Genomic DNA, 16,382 nt, shown 5'->3' on the forward strand with positions numbered 1-16,382 from the left:
AACCATAACCCGTACATGATTTTGCGCATGTTCCGACAGCGGTTTTACCGCCGCTTCAGCTATCTCATTATCCTCGTATCCCTTCCGTCGCTGACGTTTGCCCAGGGCCAGCAGGCCGATTATCTGCGGGCAGACATGCTGCGCACCAAACTGCGTGATAAGGTGTATCACGCGCCCAATGCCATCAACTGGTCTGCCTCCGGTAAACACTGCTGGTATACCATCCAAACCGAACAGGGAAAAGAATTTATTACCGTCGACCCACAGACAAAGACCCGCCAGCCCGCTTTTGATCATAGTGACCTGGCGCAGAAACTCTCTGATAATACCCGTAAAAAATACACGGCTTATGCTCTGCCATTCAATCAGTTAACCTATCAGAAAGAGGATCAGGAAATTGAATTTGTTGTCGATGGTATCGCCTGGCAATATGTACTGGCAAGCCGTGAACTGCGTAACAAAGGCGAATACAAACCGGATAGCCGCAACCAACGCTATTGGGGGGCTTCGTCGCCGGAGCTCAGCGATCAGACCGTTACCTCGCCCGACAGCAACTACGTCGCCTTCATCCGGAACTACAACGTATATATCCGGTCGCGGAAAACGCGTCAGGAAATCCAGCTGAGTTTCGACGGCTCAGAAGGCGAATACTATTCCAGCCGCCTGCAATGGTCGCCCGACTCAAAAAAACTGGCCACCAATAAGGTGCGTCCGAACCAGAAGCATCTGATCTACTTTGTCCGTTCATCGCCCGAAGACCAGCTACAGCCCAAGCTCGAAAACCGCGAGTACCTCAAGCCGGGCGATGCCCTGCCGGTGCGCCGGCCACAACTCTTCCTGATTGACGAACGCAAACATATTCCCGTCGACGATGCCCTGTTTAATCAGCAATACAACATTTCACGGCTGGAATGGCGTAAAGACAGCCGTGCGTTTACGTTTGAGTATAATCAGCGCGGCCATCAGGCGTTCCGCATCATTGAGGTAAACGGTACGACCGGTGGGGTGCGGGCTATCATCGATGAGCAGAGCAAAACGTTTATTGATTATAGTGGCAAGCATTTCCGCCACGACGTAGCCGACGGTAAGGAAATTATCTGGGCTTCGGAGCGCGACGGCTGGAACCACCTTTATCTGATTGATGGCCGTAACGGCAAGGTAAAAAAGCAGATTACCAAAGGCGACTGGCCGGTCCGGCAGGTTGTACATGTGGATGAAGACAAACAAACGATTCTGTTTGCGGCGGGTGGCCGGGTGGAGGGGCAGGACCCGTATTTTCTCCAGTATTACCGCGTTAATTTTGACGGCAGCGGTCTGACGGCCCTCACAACCGAAGACGCCAACCATACCGCGAGCTTTTCGCCCGATTATACCACCTTTGCCGATACGTACTCCCGCGTAGATATGCCGCCCGTGACTGTTCTGCGGAGCGCTGCGGACGGTAGCGTACTGATGGAGCTGGAAAAAGCCGATATTACCGAATGGAAAAAGCTGGGCTGGCGCGAACCCGAGGTGTTTGTATCGAAAGCCCGCGACGGCAAAACCGATATCTGGGGTATCATCATCCGGCCGTCCAACTTCGATCCGGCCAAAAAATACCCCGTCATTGAGAACATTTATGCGGGGCCGCATGCCTCATTTACCCCGAAATCGTTCATGACCAATAACCGGTCGATGTTTGAGCTGGCCGAGCTGGGTTTTATCGTGGTGCAACTCGACGGCATGGGCACATCGCACCGGTCCAAAGCATTTCACGACGTATGCTGGCAGAATCTCAAAGACGCCGGTTTTCCCGACCGGATTCTGTGGATGCAGGCGGCCGCACAGAAATACCCGTTTATGGACATCAGCCGTGTGGGCATTTATGGTACCTCGGCCGGTGGGCAGAGTTCGACCGGTGCGCTCCTGTTTTATCCGGAATTCTACAAAGTGGCGGTTTCTTCCTGCGGGTGCCACGACAACCGCATGGACAAAATCTGGTGGAACGAGCAGTGGATGGGCTATCCGATCGGGCCGCACTATGATGAGTGTTCAAACGTGACCAATGCGCACAAGCTGCAGGGTAAGCTCCTGCTCTTTGTGGGCGAGGTAGATGATAACGTTGATCCGGCCTCGACCATGCAGCTGGTCAATGCACTTGTAAAAGCCAACAAGGATTTTGATTTCCTGATGGTGCCGAACATGGGGCACTCCACCGGCGGGGATTATGGCGAACACAAACGGCGTGACTTCTTTGTCCGCCACCTGATGGGTATCGAACCTCCATCGTGGAGCAGCCTCGAAACGGCCGCTAAAGCACTGAGTGCGAAATAAAACTACCCCTTTCTACCCATGAAAACGCATTTTCTGACAGCTTTATCCGTGCTTCTGAGCACGGCCTGGTCGTTTGGGCAAGCCAGCCGGAATGACTACCCGATCCGGCCGGTGCCGTTTACGTCGGTCAAGGTCAATGATCAGTTCTGGGCACCGCGCATCAAACGGAACCATGAGGTAACGATCCCGATTGCGCTTGAACAGTGTTATAAAACCGGCCGTGTCGATAACTTTCTGGTTGCGGGAAAACTGAAGCCGGGCAAGTTCTGTACCGAATATCCGTTCGACGATACCGACATTTACAAGATCATTGAAGGGGCGAGTTTCTCGCTGCAAACCTTCCCTGACCCCAAACTCGACGCCCGGATTGATACGCTGATTGCCTATGTCGGCAAGGCGCAGGAACCCGACGGCTATCTGTACACGACGCGTACGATTGACCCCGCACACCCGCACCCGTGGGCGGGAACGGCACGCTGGGTAAAGGAATCAGACCTCAGTCACGAGCTGTATAACAGTGGTCACCTGTTTGAGGCTGCCGTCGCACACTACCAGTCAACGGGCAAGAAAACGCTGCTGAACATTGCTACGAAAAACGCCGATCTCCTTTGCCGTGAGTTCGGGCCGGGCAAGCTGGATTATGCACCAGGGCATCAGATTGTGGAGATGGCGCTCGTAAAGCTGTATCGCGTTACGGGTCAGCAGAAGTACCTCGATCTGGCGAAGTTCTTTCTGGATGTGCGCGGACGCGGGAAAGAATATAGCCAGGATCATAAAAAAGTAACCGACCAGACCGAGGCGGTCGGGCATGCGGTGCGGGCCACGTACATGTATTCGGGTATGGCCGATGTCGCCGCCATTACCAACAACAAAGCCTATCTGAACGCCATTGACCGGATCTGGGAAGACATCATCCACGACAAATTTTACCTGACCGGCGGTATCGGCGCAGCAGGGGGACACGAAGGCTTCGGGGCTGATTATGAGTTGCCGAACATGTCGGCCTACAACGAAACCTGCGCTTCCATCGGGAATATTTACTGGAATTACCGGCTGTTTCTGCTCCACGGACAGGCAAAATATTATGATGTACTGGAGCGGACGCTGTATAACGGCATGATTTCGGGGGTATCGCTGAGTGGTGACCGGTTTTTTTACCCAAACCCGCTCGAATCGCAGGGACAGCACGCGCGGAGTGCCTGGTTTGGGTGTGCCTGCTGCCCGAGCAACGTCTGCCGGTTTATTCCGTCGGTGCCGGGCTATATGTACGCCCAGACCGACAACCGGCTGTATACTAACCTCTTTATCAACAGCACAGCGCAGATGAAGCTGGGTGGAACAGCGCTGGAAGTAGTACAGAAAACAGACTATCCCTGGAGCGGTTCGGTGCAGTTTACGCTGAATCCGGCCAGCCGGAAAGCCTTTGACATGGCCATCCGGATCCCGGGCTGGGCACAGAACCAGCCGCTGCCGGGCGACCTGTATAGCTTTGCCGATCAGGATAAAACACCGTTTACGCTGCTGGTCAACGGCAAAGCCGTGGCCTATAAACTGGTCGACGGCTATGCCATTATCCGGCAGGAGTGGAAAAAAGGCGATCAGATTCAGCTGGAACTGCCGATGCCGGTCCGGCAGGTGGTAGCCAACACACAGGTTGCCGCCGATGTCGATAAGGTGGCCCTGCAACGCGGTCCGATTGTGTACTGTGCAGAGTGGCCTGATTTCCCCGATGGCCACGTCCTGAACCTGATTGTTTCGCCGAAAACACCGCTGACGGCCAGCTACCGGCCGGATGTTCTGGGTGGGGTAACGCTTATCGACGGGCAGGCGCAGCAATCGCGGCGTACGACCGACAACGGCATTGCCGTAGCCGATGCGCGTTTTCAGGCAATTCCGTACTTTGCGTGGGCCAACCGCGGATCGGGCGAAATGGCCGTCTGGTTTGGTACCAAACCAGCGGCATCCCGCCCGCTGCCCGCCCCAACCATTGCCTCAACCAGCAAGATTACGGCCTCTCATGTAACAAAAACGCTGATGGCCATCAACGATCAGGCGGAACCCAAAAACTCAAACGACCACGATAACCTGTATTACCACTGGTGGCCCAAAAAAGACACCTTGCAGTGGGTGCAGTACACATTTGAGAAGCCCGCTACCGTCTCGTCGGCCAAAGTCTACTGGTTCGATGACGGTCCGTGGGGCGGTTGCCGCGTACCGGCGTCGTGGAAGGTGCTGTACCGTACCGAATCGGGTGACTGGAAGGAAGTGCAGCCAAAAGGCCCCTACGGGACGGCGAAAGATGCGTATAACGAAATTCTGTTCGAGCCGGTCAGGACCAGCGCGTTGCGGCTCGATGTGCAGCTGCCGAAGGAGTTTGCCAGCGGAATCATGGAATGGATGGTGCGCTGAAGCGGCTTTTCAGGGATAAAATTGTAGATTACCAGCTACTTAACCAGTACTCACTACCTTCACGGATTCATAAACATGATCTTACATTTATTCAGGGCGGCTGCCCGTTTGGGGGCGATCACCAGGGCGATCACATGGGCGACCACGTGGGGTCGCCCCTACGGCGGGGGCGGGCAATGCATATTGCCCGCTGCGTGGTTGTTGTTGACCGGTGCTGCGGTGTATGCACAACCTGCGCCCATCAATCCGCTGTATCGTCAGACCAGTGAGGTGCATCACCTGATGACCCGGTACAATGCCGATCAGGGCAGCCTGAGCCGGTTTTATGTCGTCGAAAACTCGCCCGAACGGCGCGAACGGATGCAGCGGCATACGACCGAATACCTGGCACAGCTCCGGCAAATGGACTTCGATAAACTGCCCGTCGATAGCCAGATTGATTACCTGCTGTTTCAGCGGAACCTGAACGTGGCGCTGCGCGAACTGGCGCAGGAGGAGGCCGAGGTGAAGCAGATTCAGCCGTGGTTCCCGTTTGCCGATAAGGTGTATGCGCTCGAAAAAGCGCGCCGGCGGGGTGCTTCCGTCAACGGCGAGCAGATTGCTACGGAGCTGGCGAAACTGAGCAAGGACATTGCCGAAACAAAGAAAACGGTCGAGAAGCTGGATAAAATCGACGTGGCCCTGGCCCAGCGTGCCGAAGGAACCGCTAGCGGGCTGCGGTCGGCGCTCAAAAGTGTGTTTGAGTTTTATAATGCCTACGATCCGCAATTCACGTGGTGGGTACCGGCACCTTATCACAAAACCGATAGTCTGCTGGCGTCATATGCCTCGTTTTTTGCGAAGAAAGCCAAAATTGCGGCACCGTTTAAGGACGATGGCAGCGGGATTGCCGGCGTGGCTGTCGGGCGCGAGGAGTTGCTGCGGCAACTGGAGTTTGAGTACATCGCCTATTCGCCCGAAGAGCTGATTGATATTGCCAACCGCGAATTTGCCTGGTGCGACCGTGAGTTGCTGAAAGCCTCGCGTGAAATGGGCTTCGGCGATAACTGGAAACAAGCCCAGGAGAAGGTAAAAAACAGTGTTGTGCCCGTCGGGAAGCAGCCGGAACTGATTCTGCGGCTGTATGATGAGTCCATCGATTTCCTGAAGAAAAAAGACCTGATCACCATCCCGCCGATTGCGGAGGAGACGTGGCGCATGGCCATGATGTCGCCGGAGCGGCAGAAATTCAGTCCGTTTTTTCTGGGTGGCGAAACCATCCTGATTTCGTACCCGACCGCCGGCATGTCGCACGAAGACAAGCTGATGAGCATGCGCGGCAATAACCCGCACTTCTCGCGGGCGACGGTGCACCACGAACTGATTGCCGGCCACCACCTGCAGGGCTTCATGAACAACCGCTACAAGACCTATCGCCGTTTCCGGACGCCGTTCTGGACCGAAGGCTGGTCGCTGTACTGGGAAATGATTCTGTGGGATATGAACTTCCCGCAGTCGCCGGAAGACCGGATCGGGATGCTGTTCTGGCGGATGCACCGGTGCGCCCGGATTATTTTTTCGCTCAACTACCACCTCGGCAAATGGACCCCGCAGCAATGCATCGACTTTCTGGTCGACCGTGTAGGCCACGAACGGGCGAATGCTGAAGGAGAAGTACGCCGGTCGTTTGTCGGTGGGTATGAACCCTTATACCAGCTGGCGTATATGACGGGCGGCTTCCAGTTTTACGCCCTCAAAAAGGAACTGGTCGACAGCGGAAAAATGACCTATAAGCAGTTTCACGATACCATCATGCAGCAGAACTCGCTGCCTGTTGACCTGATTCGTGCACTGATGACTAACCAGAAACTCACACGCGATTACAAAACCAGCTGGAAGTTTTACGTGCCTTCGCCGACGCGGTAACGACAGGCAACCTGGTTAATGTACGGTTTATGATTTGTAGAGACAAGGCATGCCTTGTCTCTACAGTATGCCTTGCCTCTACTATGTTTATCGTTTTTTAACTATGTTTGTAGTGAAAACGATAACGCCATGAAATTCCTGCCATTTGCCCTGCTCTGTTTTTTGGTTGCCCTGCCGGTTTCGGGGCAGCGCCCTTCCGGAAACAAACCCTTACGCTCTTCGGGAGACGGACTGAAAGGGGAGTATTTCAACGGAAATGCGTTTCAGGAAAAGGTGGCCACCCGCGTTGATCCGGTTATTAACTTCACGTTCGATGGTTTTGTAAAGCCTGTCCCCGGATTAAAAATCCGGCCGTTTACGGCCCGCTGGACCGGCCTCTTACTCGCACCGGCTACAGGGCCGTATCGGCTTACGTCAGTTGTGGACGATGGTATCCGGGTGACGATTGGCGGTATGCGGGTACTGGACGAATGGCGCTACCGAAGACAAAAGGTAACCGGCCGCCCTTTCCGGATGGAAGCCGGTAAGTACTACGATATCCTGATCGAATATGTTAACCAGACCGGCAACGGATACGCTGATCTGGACTGGGATTTCCGGGAAAAGGCGAAGTACACCGCAACCGGCTTCATCTCAACACGTTCCATTATTCCGGGCCGCTTTTTCTTCAGCGAGGTTGCGCCGGATACGCCGCCGCCCGCTAAAACCGCGCCGGTAGCCCGCACACCGGTGATTGCCGGACGGGAGAAACCTAACGCCGGACCTCCGAAAGGAAAGCCTGCTGAACCTAATGCGGCCCAGCCAGAACTGCCACCACCGGCTGCGCCACAGATGACGCTTGCGTTAGGCAACACCGTCATTCTCCGGAAAGTAACGTTCGAAGAAGGCGAATACATCCTCAAAACATCGTCGTTTACCGAGCTGAACCAGCTGGCCACCAGTCTGAAGCAATACCCCCATATTCATGTCGAGATCGCCGGGCATACCGACTTCGAGGGCGATCCGCGCCTGAACCAGTATTTATCCGAAAACCGCGCCAAAGTGGTGGCCAACTACCTTGCCCGGAAAGGCATCAACGAAGAACAGATGACCGTTAAAGGCTACGGCAGCAAACGGCCGCTGATCAAAAGCGGGACGGAGGCCGAACGGGCCGCAAACCGCCGCGTCGAAATTACGGTGACGGCGATGTAATCTTATTTCACCTCTTTCACCAGCACATAATAATCGGCGTCGGCGGTGAGGGTTTTGCCGGTAGTGGCCATTTTCTGCCACGTTGTGGTTGGTTTCAGCCGCTGGGTCGGGCCGTTGTCGTCCAGACATACTTCGAGCGGCATGTTGAAGCCTGCCACGCAGTTGGTCCAGCGGTACTCAAGCGTTTTACCCTTAATGCGGTATTCGAGCGTTGGGAGGCGGGTGTCGCGCAGGTACTGATCAAACACAGGCTGTAGATTCATGCCCGACTGCTGGCTCATATACGCCTCAATCTGCTTGCCGTCGACGGTCTGGTGGTAAAACGTTTTGTTCATACCCCGTAGGATCCCGCGCCATTTTTCGTCGTCGTTCACCAGCTGGCGGATGGTATGCAGCATGTTGCCGCCCTTGTAGTACATATCCCCCGAACCGCTGTGGTTGACGTTATAGATCCCGATAATCGGTTTGTCATTCCGGATGTTCCGGCGGGTGCCGATCACGTAGGTTGCGCCCGCATCCTTGCCGTGGTAGTATTCGGTAAACAGGTTTTCGGAGTAGTTGGTAAAGCTTTCATGTACCCACATATCGGCAATGTCGCGGTAGGTAATGTTGTTGGCATACCACTCATGGCCGGATTCATGCACAATGATAAAATCCCACAGCAATCCCCAGCCCGTCTGAGAGAGGTCACGGCCGAGGTAGCCGTTGCGGAAACCGTTTCCGTAGGTGACCGAGCTCTGGTGTTCCATACCCAGATAGGGGACTTCGACCAGTTTGTAGCCGTCTTCATAAAACGGATACGGCCCGAACCAGTGTTCAAACGCCTTCAGCATCTCTTTTACCTGCGGAAACTGCTTACGGGCCTGCGCTTCATGCCCGGCAAGGGCGTAGTAGCTGAGCGACAACGGGCCTTTTTCGCCATTGTACTCTTCCGACCAGGATACATAGTTCCCGACGTTAACGTTTACACCATAGTTGTTAATCGGGTTGCTGACAGCCCATTCAAACGTACGGGTGCCGTCGGTATTCTGAATAACCCGCTGGAGTTTCCCGTTTGATACGTCCATCAGCGACTCCGGCACCGTCACGCTGATCAGCATCGACTCGGGTTCGTCGTACATGTGGTCTTTGCAGGGCCACCACGCACTGGCACCCAGTCCCTGGCAAGAGGTGGCAATAAACCACTGGCCTTTGGCGTCATGGGTCCACTGAAAACCGCCATCCCAGGGCGGGCGTTTGGCGACCCGTGGCTTACCCTGATAAAACACGGTGAGTTGTTCGGTTTTGCCGGTCTGCTGCGGCTTTTTCAGGGTCACGAAAAAAGCATCGCCGTCGCGCCGGAACGAAAGTTCCTCGCCATCCTGCTCGATTCTGGTCACCTGAAGCGGCCGTTGCAAATCAATCTGCATCGTCTGAGACGGTTTCAGAACCTTATACTGAATTAAATTGCTGCCGCTGATAGTACTATCGGTTGGCTGTATCCGTACTTGTAGATGATAATAGGCCAGGTCCCACCATACGCGTTCGGGCGTAATGCTGCCGCGCAGCGTGTCGTCGTGGGTAAAGGTGTAACGTTGTGCCTGAAGCGAACCGCTCAGCGCCAGAAAGAGGGTGATGAAGAGGAAAAAACGGTACATACGTGTCTTTTGATCAAGCAAAGCAACTCAACAAATCGCTCCGCCATGCAATCTAACGTATTTCTGCTTTTAATGTGTTTACTACCGGCCTGGTTATCGGCTCAAACCGGCCCGGGCATCGTGAAAAGTGAATTTATTTACGAGACCGCACCGTTTCCGTCCTGTCATGCCTCCACCATTGCGGAAACCCCGACCGGGTTGGTTACCTCATGGTTTGGCGGTACGCACGAAAAGCATCCCGACGTAGGGATCTGGGTTAGCCGGCAGGAGAAAGGCGTCTGGACCCCGCCGGTCGAAGTGGCCAACGGCGTACAGGCCGACGGGAAGCGGCACCCGTGCTGGAATCCGGTCCTGTTTCAGTTTCCGAAAGGGCCGCTGGTGCTTTATTACAAGGTTGGTCCCAGTCCGTCGACATGGTGGGGGATGGAAATCCGGTCAACGGATGGCGGGAAAACCTGGTCGGCACCGAAGCGGTTGCCCGACGGTATTCTGGGCCCGATCAAAAACAAACCTGAGCTGCTGGCTTCCGGCAAGCTCCTGAGTCCGACCAGTACCGAACATGACGGCTGGCGTCTGCATGTCGAAAGTTCAACCGACAAAGGCAAAACGTGGCAGGCCACGCCGCCATTGAACAGCGGTAAGCCCGGGGCCATTCAGCCGAGCATCCTGATTCATCCCGGCGGTAAGCTGCAAATGGTTTGCCGGGGTACGGGCGGCTACATCCTCAGCACCTGGTCGACCGACGGCGGGACAACATGGTCACCACTCGAAAATACGCCGTTGCCCAACCCGAACTCCGGGATCGATGCCGTAACGCTGAAAGACGGCCGGCATGTGCTGATCTACAATCATATCTCCGACGGGGCCGAAAAATGGGGTCGCCGGTCAGTACTGAATGCAGCCTTCTCGAAAGATGGTAAGGTCTGGGAGGCGGCCAATGTGCTCGAAAATGAACCTAAAGCCGAATTTTCGTATCCGGCCGTTATTCAGACCAAAGACGGGCTGGTGCATATTACCTATACCTGGAAACGCGAACGGATCAAACACGTGGTACTCGACCCGTCGAAGGTCATGCTGACGGCCATGAAAGACGGTAAATGGCCGGAATAAAAACCTGATAGCCTGAAAACGAAACGTCCCCTGCCAGTATCAACCGGCAGGGGACGTTTCGTTTGATATCGGTTCGCTCAGTGCGCGTGTTCCAGACGGCAGTGGCGGATGTTGAACAGGTGAGAGGCCACAAGGCCTAATGAGGCCGCATAGCCAACATATTCGAATACCGGATTAACATCTTCCAGCAGGATGGCAACCGTGAAGAGGCTTAGAAAGCCCCACAGGCTTGTCCGTACGGTACTGGGTGCATGGCGGGTAGCAAAATAGACGGCAATGATGTTGACGCCAATGAATACATAGTCGAGGCTTAAAAAGCCCGTCCGCACCAGATCGTCTTTCAAAAAGTTGGTTGTCATCAGCAACACTGGCGTGATCAGGCAGTGAATCAGGCACAAAACCGAGCCTGTAATCCCAATGTAATCCGCTTTATTTGATTCCGCTTCCGTTTTCATCACCGCAAATTTACGTCAATTCTTTCTTCTGTTGATACTATTAACTCAAATAGTTGCAGCAAAGTTGCAAATAATTTGCAACAGTGTTGCAAATAATTTGCAACAGTGTTGCAAATATAGAAAAAACTTTCCGTTCTTTGTCGGACAGATAATCCCCTGTCTGGGTAAGTTATTGATTTACAATCTGTATACGAAGAAGTTATGAAGAATGTTGGAGCTAACTCTTTTCGCCGCTATGTGGCGGGTGCGTCTCTGTTTTGCGCAACAATTTTTTTGCTGACGGGCTGCGACAAGGCCAATAATCCGGAGCCGGCTGATGAGAACGAACTGATTACAACCGTGAGTCTGAAGTTTACGGAACAAGGGACGACCAACGCCCGGACGTTTACGTATCGTGACGTAGACGGTGATGGCGGGCAAGCCCCGACGAAGTTCGACGCCATCACGCTGACGGCCGGTAAAACCTACGATCTGGCCATTACGTTTCAGGACGAAAGCAAGACACCGGCCGATGACATAACGGCCGAAATTAACCAGAAAAAAGATGAGCACCTGGTGGTTTATACCCCAAGCCCGGCCTCGTTGCTAACCGTAACCATTACGGATAAAGACAGCCGCAACTATCCGGTTGGTTTAACATCAACGGCAAAGGCGGGTGCTGCCGGTACAGGCACCCTCAAGGTACAGCTGCGCCATCAGCCGCCGGTCAATGGCCAGCCTGTTAAAAACGGCACCGTCACACCGGGCAGCGACGATGTGAATCTGGACTTTACACTGACAGTCAACTAAGCAAGCAAAAGAGTAAAGGGAGAAAGACCACACCCTTACTCCCTTTGTTAAAATACCTTACTCAGTACGGTATAGGCGTAAAGCTTGCCGTTTTTGTTATAAGTTTCGGAGCGGATGTCGAACAATGTATTGGCTGCGCGGTAGGTAACTACCTTCAGGTTGGCCGGAATACTCATGCCCATCACTTTCGACTTCACGGTCATGTCGGAACTGATTTTGAATACGTCAAACGTACCCGCCGGTACCGTCAGGCTTTCTTTACTGCCCACACTCCGGTTGGTCATGTCGATAGTCATTTCGACCATCAGGGAGCCGTTGTTGTACATATCAGCTTCCAGTTTTCCGTCGGGTAATGTCTGGCCCGCCGATAAAGCCGGATACACCAGCCGGTTGGTTTTCAGTCGTACTTCGCCATCTTTGAAGGCCTGATTCTGGCCGTTCTGCATAAAACCGGATAAATCGGCAATCAGCTCGTTACCTGAGCAGGTATAGGTGAGCGTTGATTTCTGCGTGGATTTGCCTTTCTCGTCGGCCGACTCAAAATCAACTTTTACAATCGTATTATTGCCGTCCCGGCGTACATCGCTGACGTTGTACGTCATTTTGCCGGTCATTTTGTCTTTGGCATTGTAGGTAATCATTTCGCAGCCCATACCGGCCTTGAGGGTCATACCCATACAGGTCTGGGCATAGGTGGCTACCGATGTGAAGGTAACCAGGAAGAAAGCAAGAAGGAATGAGCGTTTCATAAGCGACAAGCGTTATAACCGGCTCAAGATAGCCGAAGTTAGCATGCTCGTCTATAGCTTCTTAGGAAACGGTTAACGGGAAGGGGGCTTCCTTATCCTGTCGCCCTGTGGCGGCGTTTTCAGGCCCAGATCATGCTGACCACGCCGAGGAGCATAATGATCTTGCAGAGGTCGCTGAGCTGGCTGAAATCACGTTTTTTATCAGCCATTACCAACCGGTAGACCAGATAGCCCACGGGCAGGAGCAGGGCAGCAAAAATAAGACTGAGATGCGGATTGGCCAGGGAGCGGGCCATCAGGAATAAAATCAGAATAAACGTGGCAATAAGCCCGTACAGGAAGTACTTTGTCCGGCGCAGACCCCAGACAATGGGCAGGGTGCGGCAACCGAACCGCGCATCGCCACGGATGTCTTCCATGTCCTTGATGATTTCACGAACCAGCGAAATCACAAACGAAAACAGGGCGTAAATCATCAGCAACTCAACATTCCGCCGGTAATACACCGCCAGAATAATGAGCGAAAGGGCCGTCAGAAACGAGACAATCACGTTGCCGATAAACGGCTGACGTTTGAAATGAGCCGAATAAAACCACAACAAGGTTACCGACAGCACATCTACGATAAACACCCACCGGCTCAGGTACAGGCCAATCAGGCACCCGATGATGTTGAGTGTCTGGTGGGCCCCCATGGCCACCCGGCGTTTCAGATAACGGCCGATAATGACCCGGTCGGGCTTGTTGACAATATCAATCTTGATGTCAAAATAATCGTTGATGATATACCCGGCCGCCGCGATACAAACCGTTGACAACGTGAGCAAAAGCATCTGCGGATCGGCAAGGGCTGAAGCCGGAGCAGGGTCAGGCCGGCTGGTTGCGGTACCTGCCAGACAAATGCGGGCCAGATACTGAGTCAAAATCACAATCAGCAGATTTTGCACCCGGATCAGCCGCAGGAAACCAGTAAAAAATGCCGAAAGAGGAAGTCTGCGGGTCATGCCAACGCGCTTATAATGCTACTTAACCAATCAAAAATAATACATTAAGGGTATTAAGCCGTGCCGTTCCATACCATTAACAAATTGTTTACGGTCATATATGGGATTTTTTACAGAAAAATGATGTTCCTCTGTCATGAAAATCGGCATTGTTTGCTATCCTACCTTTGGTGGTAGTGGTGTGGTAGCTACAGAATTAGGCAAAGCACTGGCCAAAAATGGCCATCAGGTCCATTTTATTACCTATCAACAACCTCCGCGGCTCGATTTTTTTAACGAGAACGTATTTTATCACGAAGTCAATATCCCATCGTACCCGCTTTTCCAGTATCCGCCCTATGAATCGGCGCTGGCGAGTGAGATGGTGAACGTGGTCATGAACGAGAACGTGGATTTGCTCCATGTACACTACGCCATTCCGCATGCTTCGGCCGCCTACATGGCAAAAATGATTTTACGGTCATGGGGTAAGTGCGTACCGGTTGTCACAACCCTGCATGGAACAGACATTACACTGGTTGGCAAGGATGCTTCCTACGAACCGGTCGTTACATTCAGTATTAATGAGTCGGACGGGGTAACCTCGGTTTCGGAAGATCTGCGGAAAGACACCTACCGGCACTTCAAGATTAACCGCGAAATTGAGGTAATTCCGAACTTCATTGACCTGACCCGCTTTAAGCGGCAGCAGAAAGACCATTTCAAAACGGCCATCTGCCCGAATGGCGAAAAGCTGATTGTCCATACCTCAAACTTCCGCCGCGTCAAACGCATTGACGATGCGGTGATGACCTTCTACCACGTACGGCAGCAGATGCCGGCGCGGTTACTGTTGGTTGGCGACGGACCTGAGCGGAACCGGATTCAGCAGCTTTGCCGTGAACTGGGTATTCATGATGATGTCCGGTTTCTGGGTAAGCTGGATGCGGTGGAAGAAATCCTGTCGGTAGCGGATCTGTTTCTGATGCCGTCAGAAAACGAAAGCTTTGGTCTGGCGGCGCTCGAAGCTCTGGCCTGCGAGGTACCGCTGATTACGTCGAATGCCGGTGGCCTGCCCGAACTGAACCTGCAGGGGGTAACCGGTTTTCTGAGCAATGTCGGCGATGTGGATGATATGGTGAAAAATGCCCTCTATATCCTCAATGATGATCACCTGCCAACGTTTAAAGCCAACGCGCTGGCCCGTGCCAAAGAATTTGAACTATCTAAAATTCTGCCTTTATACGAACAGCATTACGAACGGGTTATCGAACAAGCACGGGCTTTGCGGGTTTATCCGGTAGAAAGCCACAGCTGATCCGGTCTGCTGTTGCTTGTTCATGAACGACCAGGACAATCATTTTTATGAATCCAAACATACCTCCCCGTGACGGCCGGCAACGCGTTGTCATTGTTGGTGCCGGGTTTGGTGGCCTTAAGCTGGCCCGCCGGTTATCGCGCCAATCAGCTTTTCAGGTGATTTTGCTCAACAAGCAGAATTACCATGAGTTTCAGCCGCTGTATTACCAGGTGGCCACGTCGGGTCTGGAGGCCAACTCCATTTTGTTTCCGCTGCGGGCTGTGTTTGGCGGCTGTAAAAATGTTCATATCCGGATTACGACGGTGACCGGCGTTCGTCCGGCCGATAAAGCCATTGATACCGAGCTGGGCCCGGTAGAGTATGACGCTCTGGTGATTGCAACCGGGGCCGATACCAATTTTTTCGGGATGCAGAACATCATTGAGCGGGCACTGCCGATGAAGTCGGTAGCCGAAGCCATTGCGTTGCGTAACCGGATTCTGCAAAATTTTGAAGATGCCCTGAGCGTCGATAACGAAGACGAAAAACAGGGACTCATGAATGTGGTCGTTGTCGGGGGCGGGCCAACCGGCGTAGAGCTGTGTGGTACGCTGGCCGAAATGAAACGTACTGTACTACCCCGCGATTACCCCGAACTGAATTTCGACATGATGCAGATTTACCTCATCGAATCGGGTGGGGAGCTGCTGGGACCTATGTCGGAAAACTCACACCAGAAATCACAGGAATACCTCGAAGAGCTGGGCGTGCATGTCAGGCTGAATACGCGGGTAAAAGACTTCGATGGCCGTACGGTATTTATGGCCGACGGCAATACATTACGCACCAATAACCTCATCTGGGCGGCGGGCGTACGGGCCAATCCGCTGGCGGGTTTACCGGCCGAATCGCTGGGACGCGGCAACCGCCTGACGGTGAACCGCTATAGCCAGGTGCAGGGCGTGACCGACATTTACGCCGTTGGTGATGTGGCGCTTATGACTGAGGAAAAGTGGCCTAACGGCCACCCGCAGATTGCCCAGCCGGCCATTCAGCAGGGAAATCACCTGGCCAGAAACTTCATTCGTGTGCAAAAGGGAGAAGCCATGAAAGACTTCGTTTACCAGGATCTTGGCACCATGGCAACCATTGGGCGCGGGCTGGCCGTGGTCGATCTGCCGTTTCTGCGCTTCAGCGGGGTAATCGCCTGGTTTGTCTGGCTCTTTGTGCACCTCATGGCCATTGTGGGCGTGAAAAACCGTTTGCTCATTTTAATTAACTGGATGTGGAACTATGTTACTTACGATAACTCCCTGCGGTTGATTATCCGGCCTAAATTGCCCAAAGGAAATTTTGATGCCATAAAAGCCCGGGTTGATGATCAGGTAGTTGTAAAATAGAATAGGGGTGTTTTCAGAGTTAGTTGTCTAGTAGCATAATGTTGCCCTCGGATGGTCATCTAATAATTTTAATAATGTTTATGAAACCTGTGAGCAAGTCTGACAGTTGTCATAACATTAAACCAGTACTGGTTTTAGATT

Annotated in this window: 12 protein-coding genes; 8 read left to right on the plus strand and 4 right to left on the minus strand. The window is 53.4% G+C overall.

Going from position 1 to position 16,382, the window contains the following annotated elements; genetic code table 11:
- The first annotated feature begins 15 nt into the window (after positions 1-15).
- The 4 genes from BLX24_RS05685 to BLX24_RS05700 all read left to right on the plus strand — a co-directional run bounded on the left by BLX24_RS05685 (position 16) and on the right by BLX24_RS05700 (position 7,818).
- Positions 16-2,313, plus strand: coding sequence for a S9 family peptidase (locus BLX24_RS05685; RefSeq protein ID WP_229201711.1), 2,298 nt, complete (start codon positions 16-18; stop codon positions 2,311-2,313).
- A gap of 18 nt (positions 2,314-2,331) precedes the next feature.
- Complete coding sequence (locus BLX24_RS05690) at positions 2,332-4,722, plus strand: glycoside hydrolase family 127 protein (RefSeq protein ID WP_071502112.1); 2,391 nt, start codon at positions 2,332-2,334, stop codon at positions 4,720-4,722.
- Positions 4,723-5,004: 282 nt separating this feature from the next.
- Positions 5,005-6,627 (plus strand): DUF885 family protein, encoded by a 1,623-nt coding sequence (locus BLX24_RS05695; protein ID WP_083421838.1) that lies wholly within the window; start codon positions 5,005-5,007, stop codon positions 6,625-6,627.
- 129 nt (positions 6,628-6,756) lie between these two features.
- The gene (locus BLX24_RS05700; protein ID WP_071502114.1) at positions 6,757-7,818 is read left to right on the plus strand and encodes an OmpA family protein; all 1,062 of its coding nucleotides are present in this window, start codon (positions 6,757-6,759) and stop codon (positions 7,816-7,818) included.
- A 2-nt stretch (positions 7,819-7,820) separates the two neighbouring features.
- Here the strand turns inward: BLX24_RS05700 and BLX24_RS05705 are convergent, their stop codons facing one another.
- On the minus strand, positions 7,821-9,455 hold the full coding sequence (locus BLX24_RS05705) for a M1 family metallopeptidase (RefSeq protein WP_071502115.1): 1,635 nt from the start codon (positions 9,453-9,455) through the stop codon (positions 7,821-7,823).
- Between the two features lie 45 nt (positions 9,456-9,500).
- Between BLX24_RS05705 and BLX24_RS05710 the strand changes: the two genes are divergently transcribed.
- Positions 9,501-10,565 carry a sialidase family protein gene (locus tag BLX24_RS05710; RefSeq protein ID WP_071502116.1) on the plus strand — a complete coding sequence of 355 codons (1,065 nt, stop codon included), beginning with the start codon at positions 9,501-9,503 and terminating at the stop codon, positions 10,563-10,565.
- Positions 10,566-10,642: 77 nt separating this feature from the next.
- Here BLX24_RS05710 and BLX24_RS05715 read toward each other — a convergent pair whose 3' ends face one another.
- Entirely contained in the window at positions 10,643-11,020 is a 378-nt protein-coding gene (locus tag BLX24_RS05715) for a MerC domain-containing protein (RefSeq protein WP_071502117.1), read from the minus strand.
- Positions 11,021-11,221: 201 nt separating this feature from the next.
- Here BLX24_RS05715 and BLX24_RS05720 point away from each other — a divergent pair, with 201 nt between their 5' ends.
- On the plus strand, positions 11,222-11,809 hold the full coding sequence (locus BLX24_RS05720) for a hypothetical protein (RefSeq protein WP_229201712.1): 588 nt from the start codon (positions 11,222-11,224) through the stop codon (positions 11,807-11,809).
- Between the two features lie 47 nt (positions 11,810-11,856).
- Here BLX24_RS05720 and BLX24_RS05725 read toward each other — a convergent pair whose 3' ends face one another.
- Both BLX24_RS05725 and BLX24_RS05730 read right to left on the minus strand, forming a co-directional pair.
- Complete coding sequence (locus tag BLX24_RS05725; RefSeq protein WP_071502118.1) at positions 11,857-12,558, minus strand: TapB family protein; 702 nt, start codon at positions 12,556-12,558, stop codon at positions 11,857-11,859.
- Positions 12,559-12,677: 119 nt separating this feature from the next.
- Positions 12,678-13,562: a geranylgeranylglycerol-phosphate geranylgeranyltransferase gene (locus tag BLX24_RS05730; protein ID WP_071502119.1), complete on the minus strand. Its 885-nt coding sequence runs from the start codon at positions 13,560-13,562 to the stop codon at positions 12,678-12,680.
- 136 nt (positions 13,563-13,698) lie between these two features.
- Between BLX24_RS05730 and bshA the strand changes: the two genes are divergently transcribed.
- Both bshA and BLX24_RS05740 read left to right on the plus strand, forming a co-directional pair.
- Positions 13,699-14,859 carry an N-acetyl-alpha-D-glucosaminyl L-malate synthase BshA gene (gene bshA / locus BLX24_RS05735; RefSeq protein WP_071502120.1) on the plus strand — a complete coding sequence of 387 codons (1,161 nt, stop codon included), beginning with the start codon at positions 13,699-13,701 and terminating at the stop codon, positions 14,857-14,859.
- 47 nt (positions 14,860-14,906) lie between these two features.
- A complete protein-coding gene (locus BLX24_RS05740; RefSeq protein ID WP_071502121.1) occupies positions 14,907-16,241 on the plus strand; it encodes an NAD(P)/FAD-dependent oxidoreductase in 1,335 nt (444 codons plus the stop codon).
- The last annotated feature ends 141 nt before the right edge of the window (positions 16,242-16,382 follow it).

The sequence above is a fragment of the Arsenicibacter rosenii genome (genome assembly GCF_001870735.1).
Taxonomy (GTDB): domain Bacteria; phylum Bacteroidota; class Bacteroidia; order Cytophagales; family Spirosomataceae; genus Arsenicibacter; species Arsenicibacter rosenii.

Bases quoted from the DNA above. Each gene is read 5' to 3' on its own strand.
- BLX24_RS05685 (WP_229201711.1), top strand. From the start codon at position 16: ATGATTTTGCGCATGTTCCGACAGCGGTTTTACCGCCGCTTCAGCTAT.
- BLX24_RS05690 (WP_071502112.1), top strand. From the start codon at position 2,332: ATGAAAACGCATTTTCTGACAGCTTTATCCGTGCTTCTGAGCACGGCC.
- BLX24_RS05695 (WP_083421838.1), top strand. From the start codon at position 5,005: ATGACCCGGTACAATGCCGATCAGGGCAGCCTGAGCCGGTTTTATGTC.
- BLX24_RS05700 (WP_071502114.1), top strand. From the start codon at position 6,757: ATGAAATTCCTGCCATTTGCCCTGCTCTGTTTTTTGGTTGCCCTGCCG.
- BLX24_RS05705 (WP_071502115.1), bottom strand. From the start codon at position 9,455: ATGTACCGTTTTTTCCTCTTCATCACCCTCTTTCTGGCGCTGAGCGGT.
- BLX24_RS05710 (WP_071502116.1), top strand. From the start codon at position 9,501: ATGCAATCTAACGTATTTCTGCTTTTAATGTGTTTACTACCGGCCTGG.
- BLX24_RS05715 (WP_071502117.1), bottom strand. From the start codon at position 11,020: ATGAAAACGGAAGCGGAATCAAATAAAGCGGATTACATTGGGATTACA.
- BLX24_RS05720 (WP_229201712.1), top strand. From the start codon at position 11,222: ATGAAGAATGTTGGAGCTAACTCTTTTCGCCGCTATGTGGCGGGTGCG.
- BLX24_RS05725 (WP_071502118.1), bottom strand. From the start codon at position 12,558: ATGAAACGCTCATTCCTTCTTGCTTTCTTCCTGGTTACCTTCACATCG.
- BLX24_RS05730 (WP_071502119.1), bottom strand. From the start codon at position 13,562: ATGACCCGCAGACTTCCTCTTTCGGCATTTTTTACTGGTTTCCTGCGG.
- bshA (WP_071502120.1), top strand. From the start codon at position 13,699: ATGAAAATCGGCATTGTTTGCTATCCTACCTTTGGTGGTAGTGGTGTG.
- BLX24_RS05740 (WP_071502121.1), top strand. From the start codon at position 14,907: ATGAATCCAAACATACCTCCCCGTGACGGCCGGCAACGCGTTGTCATT.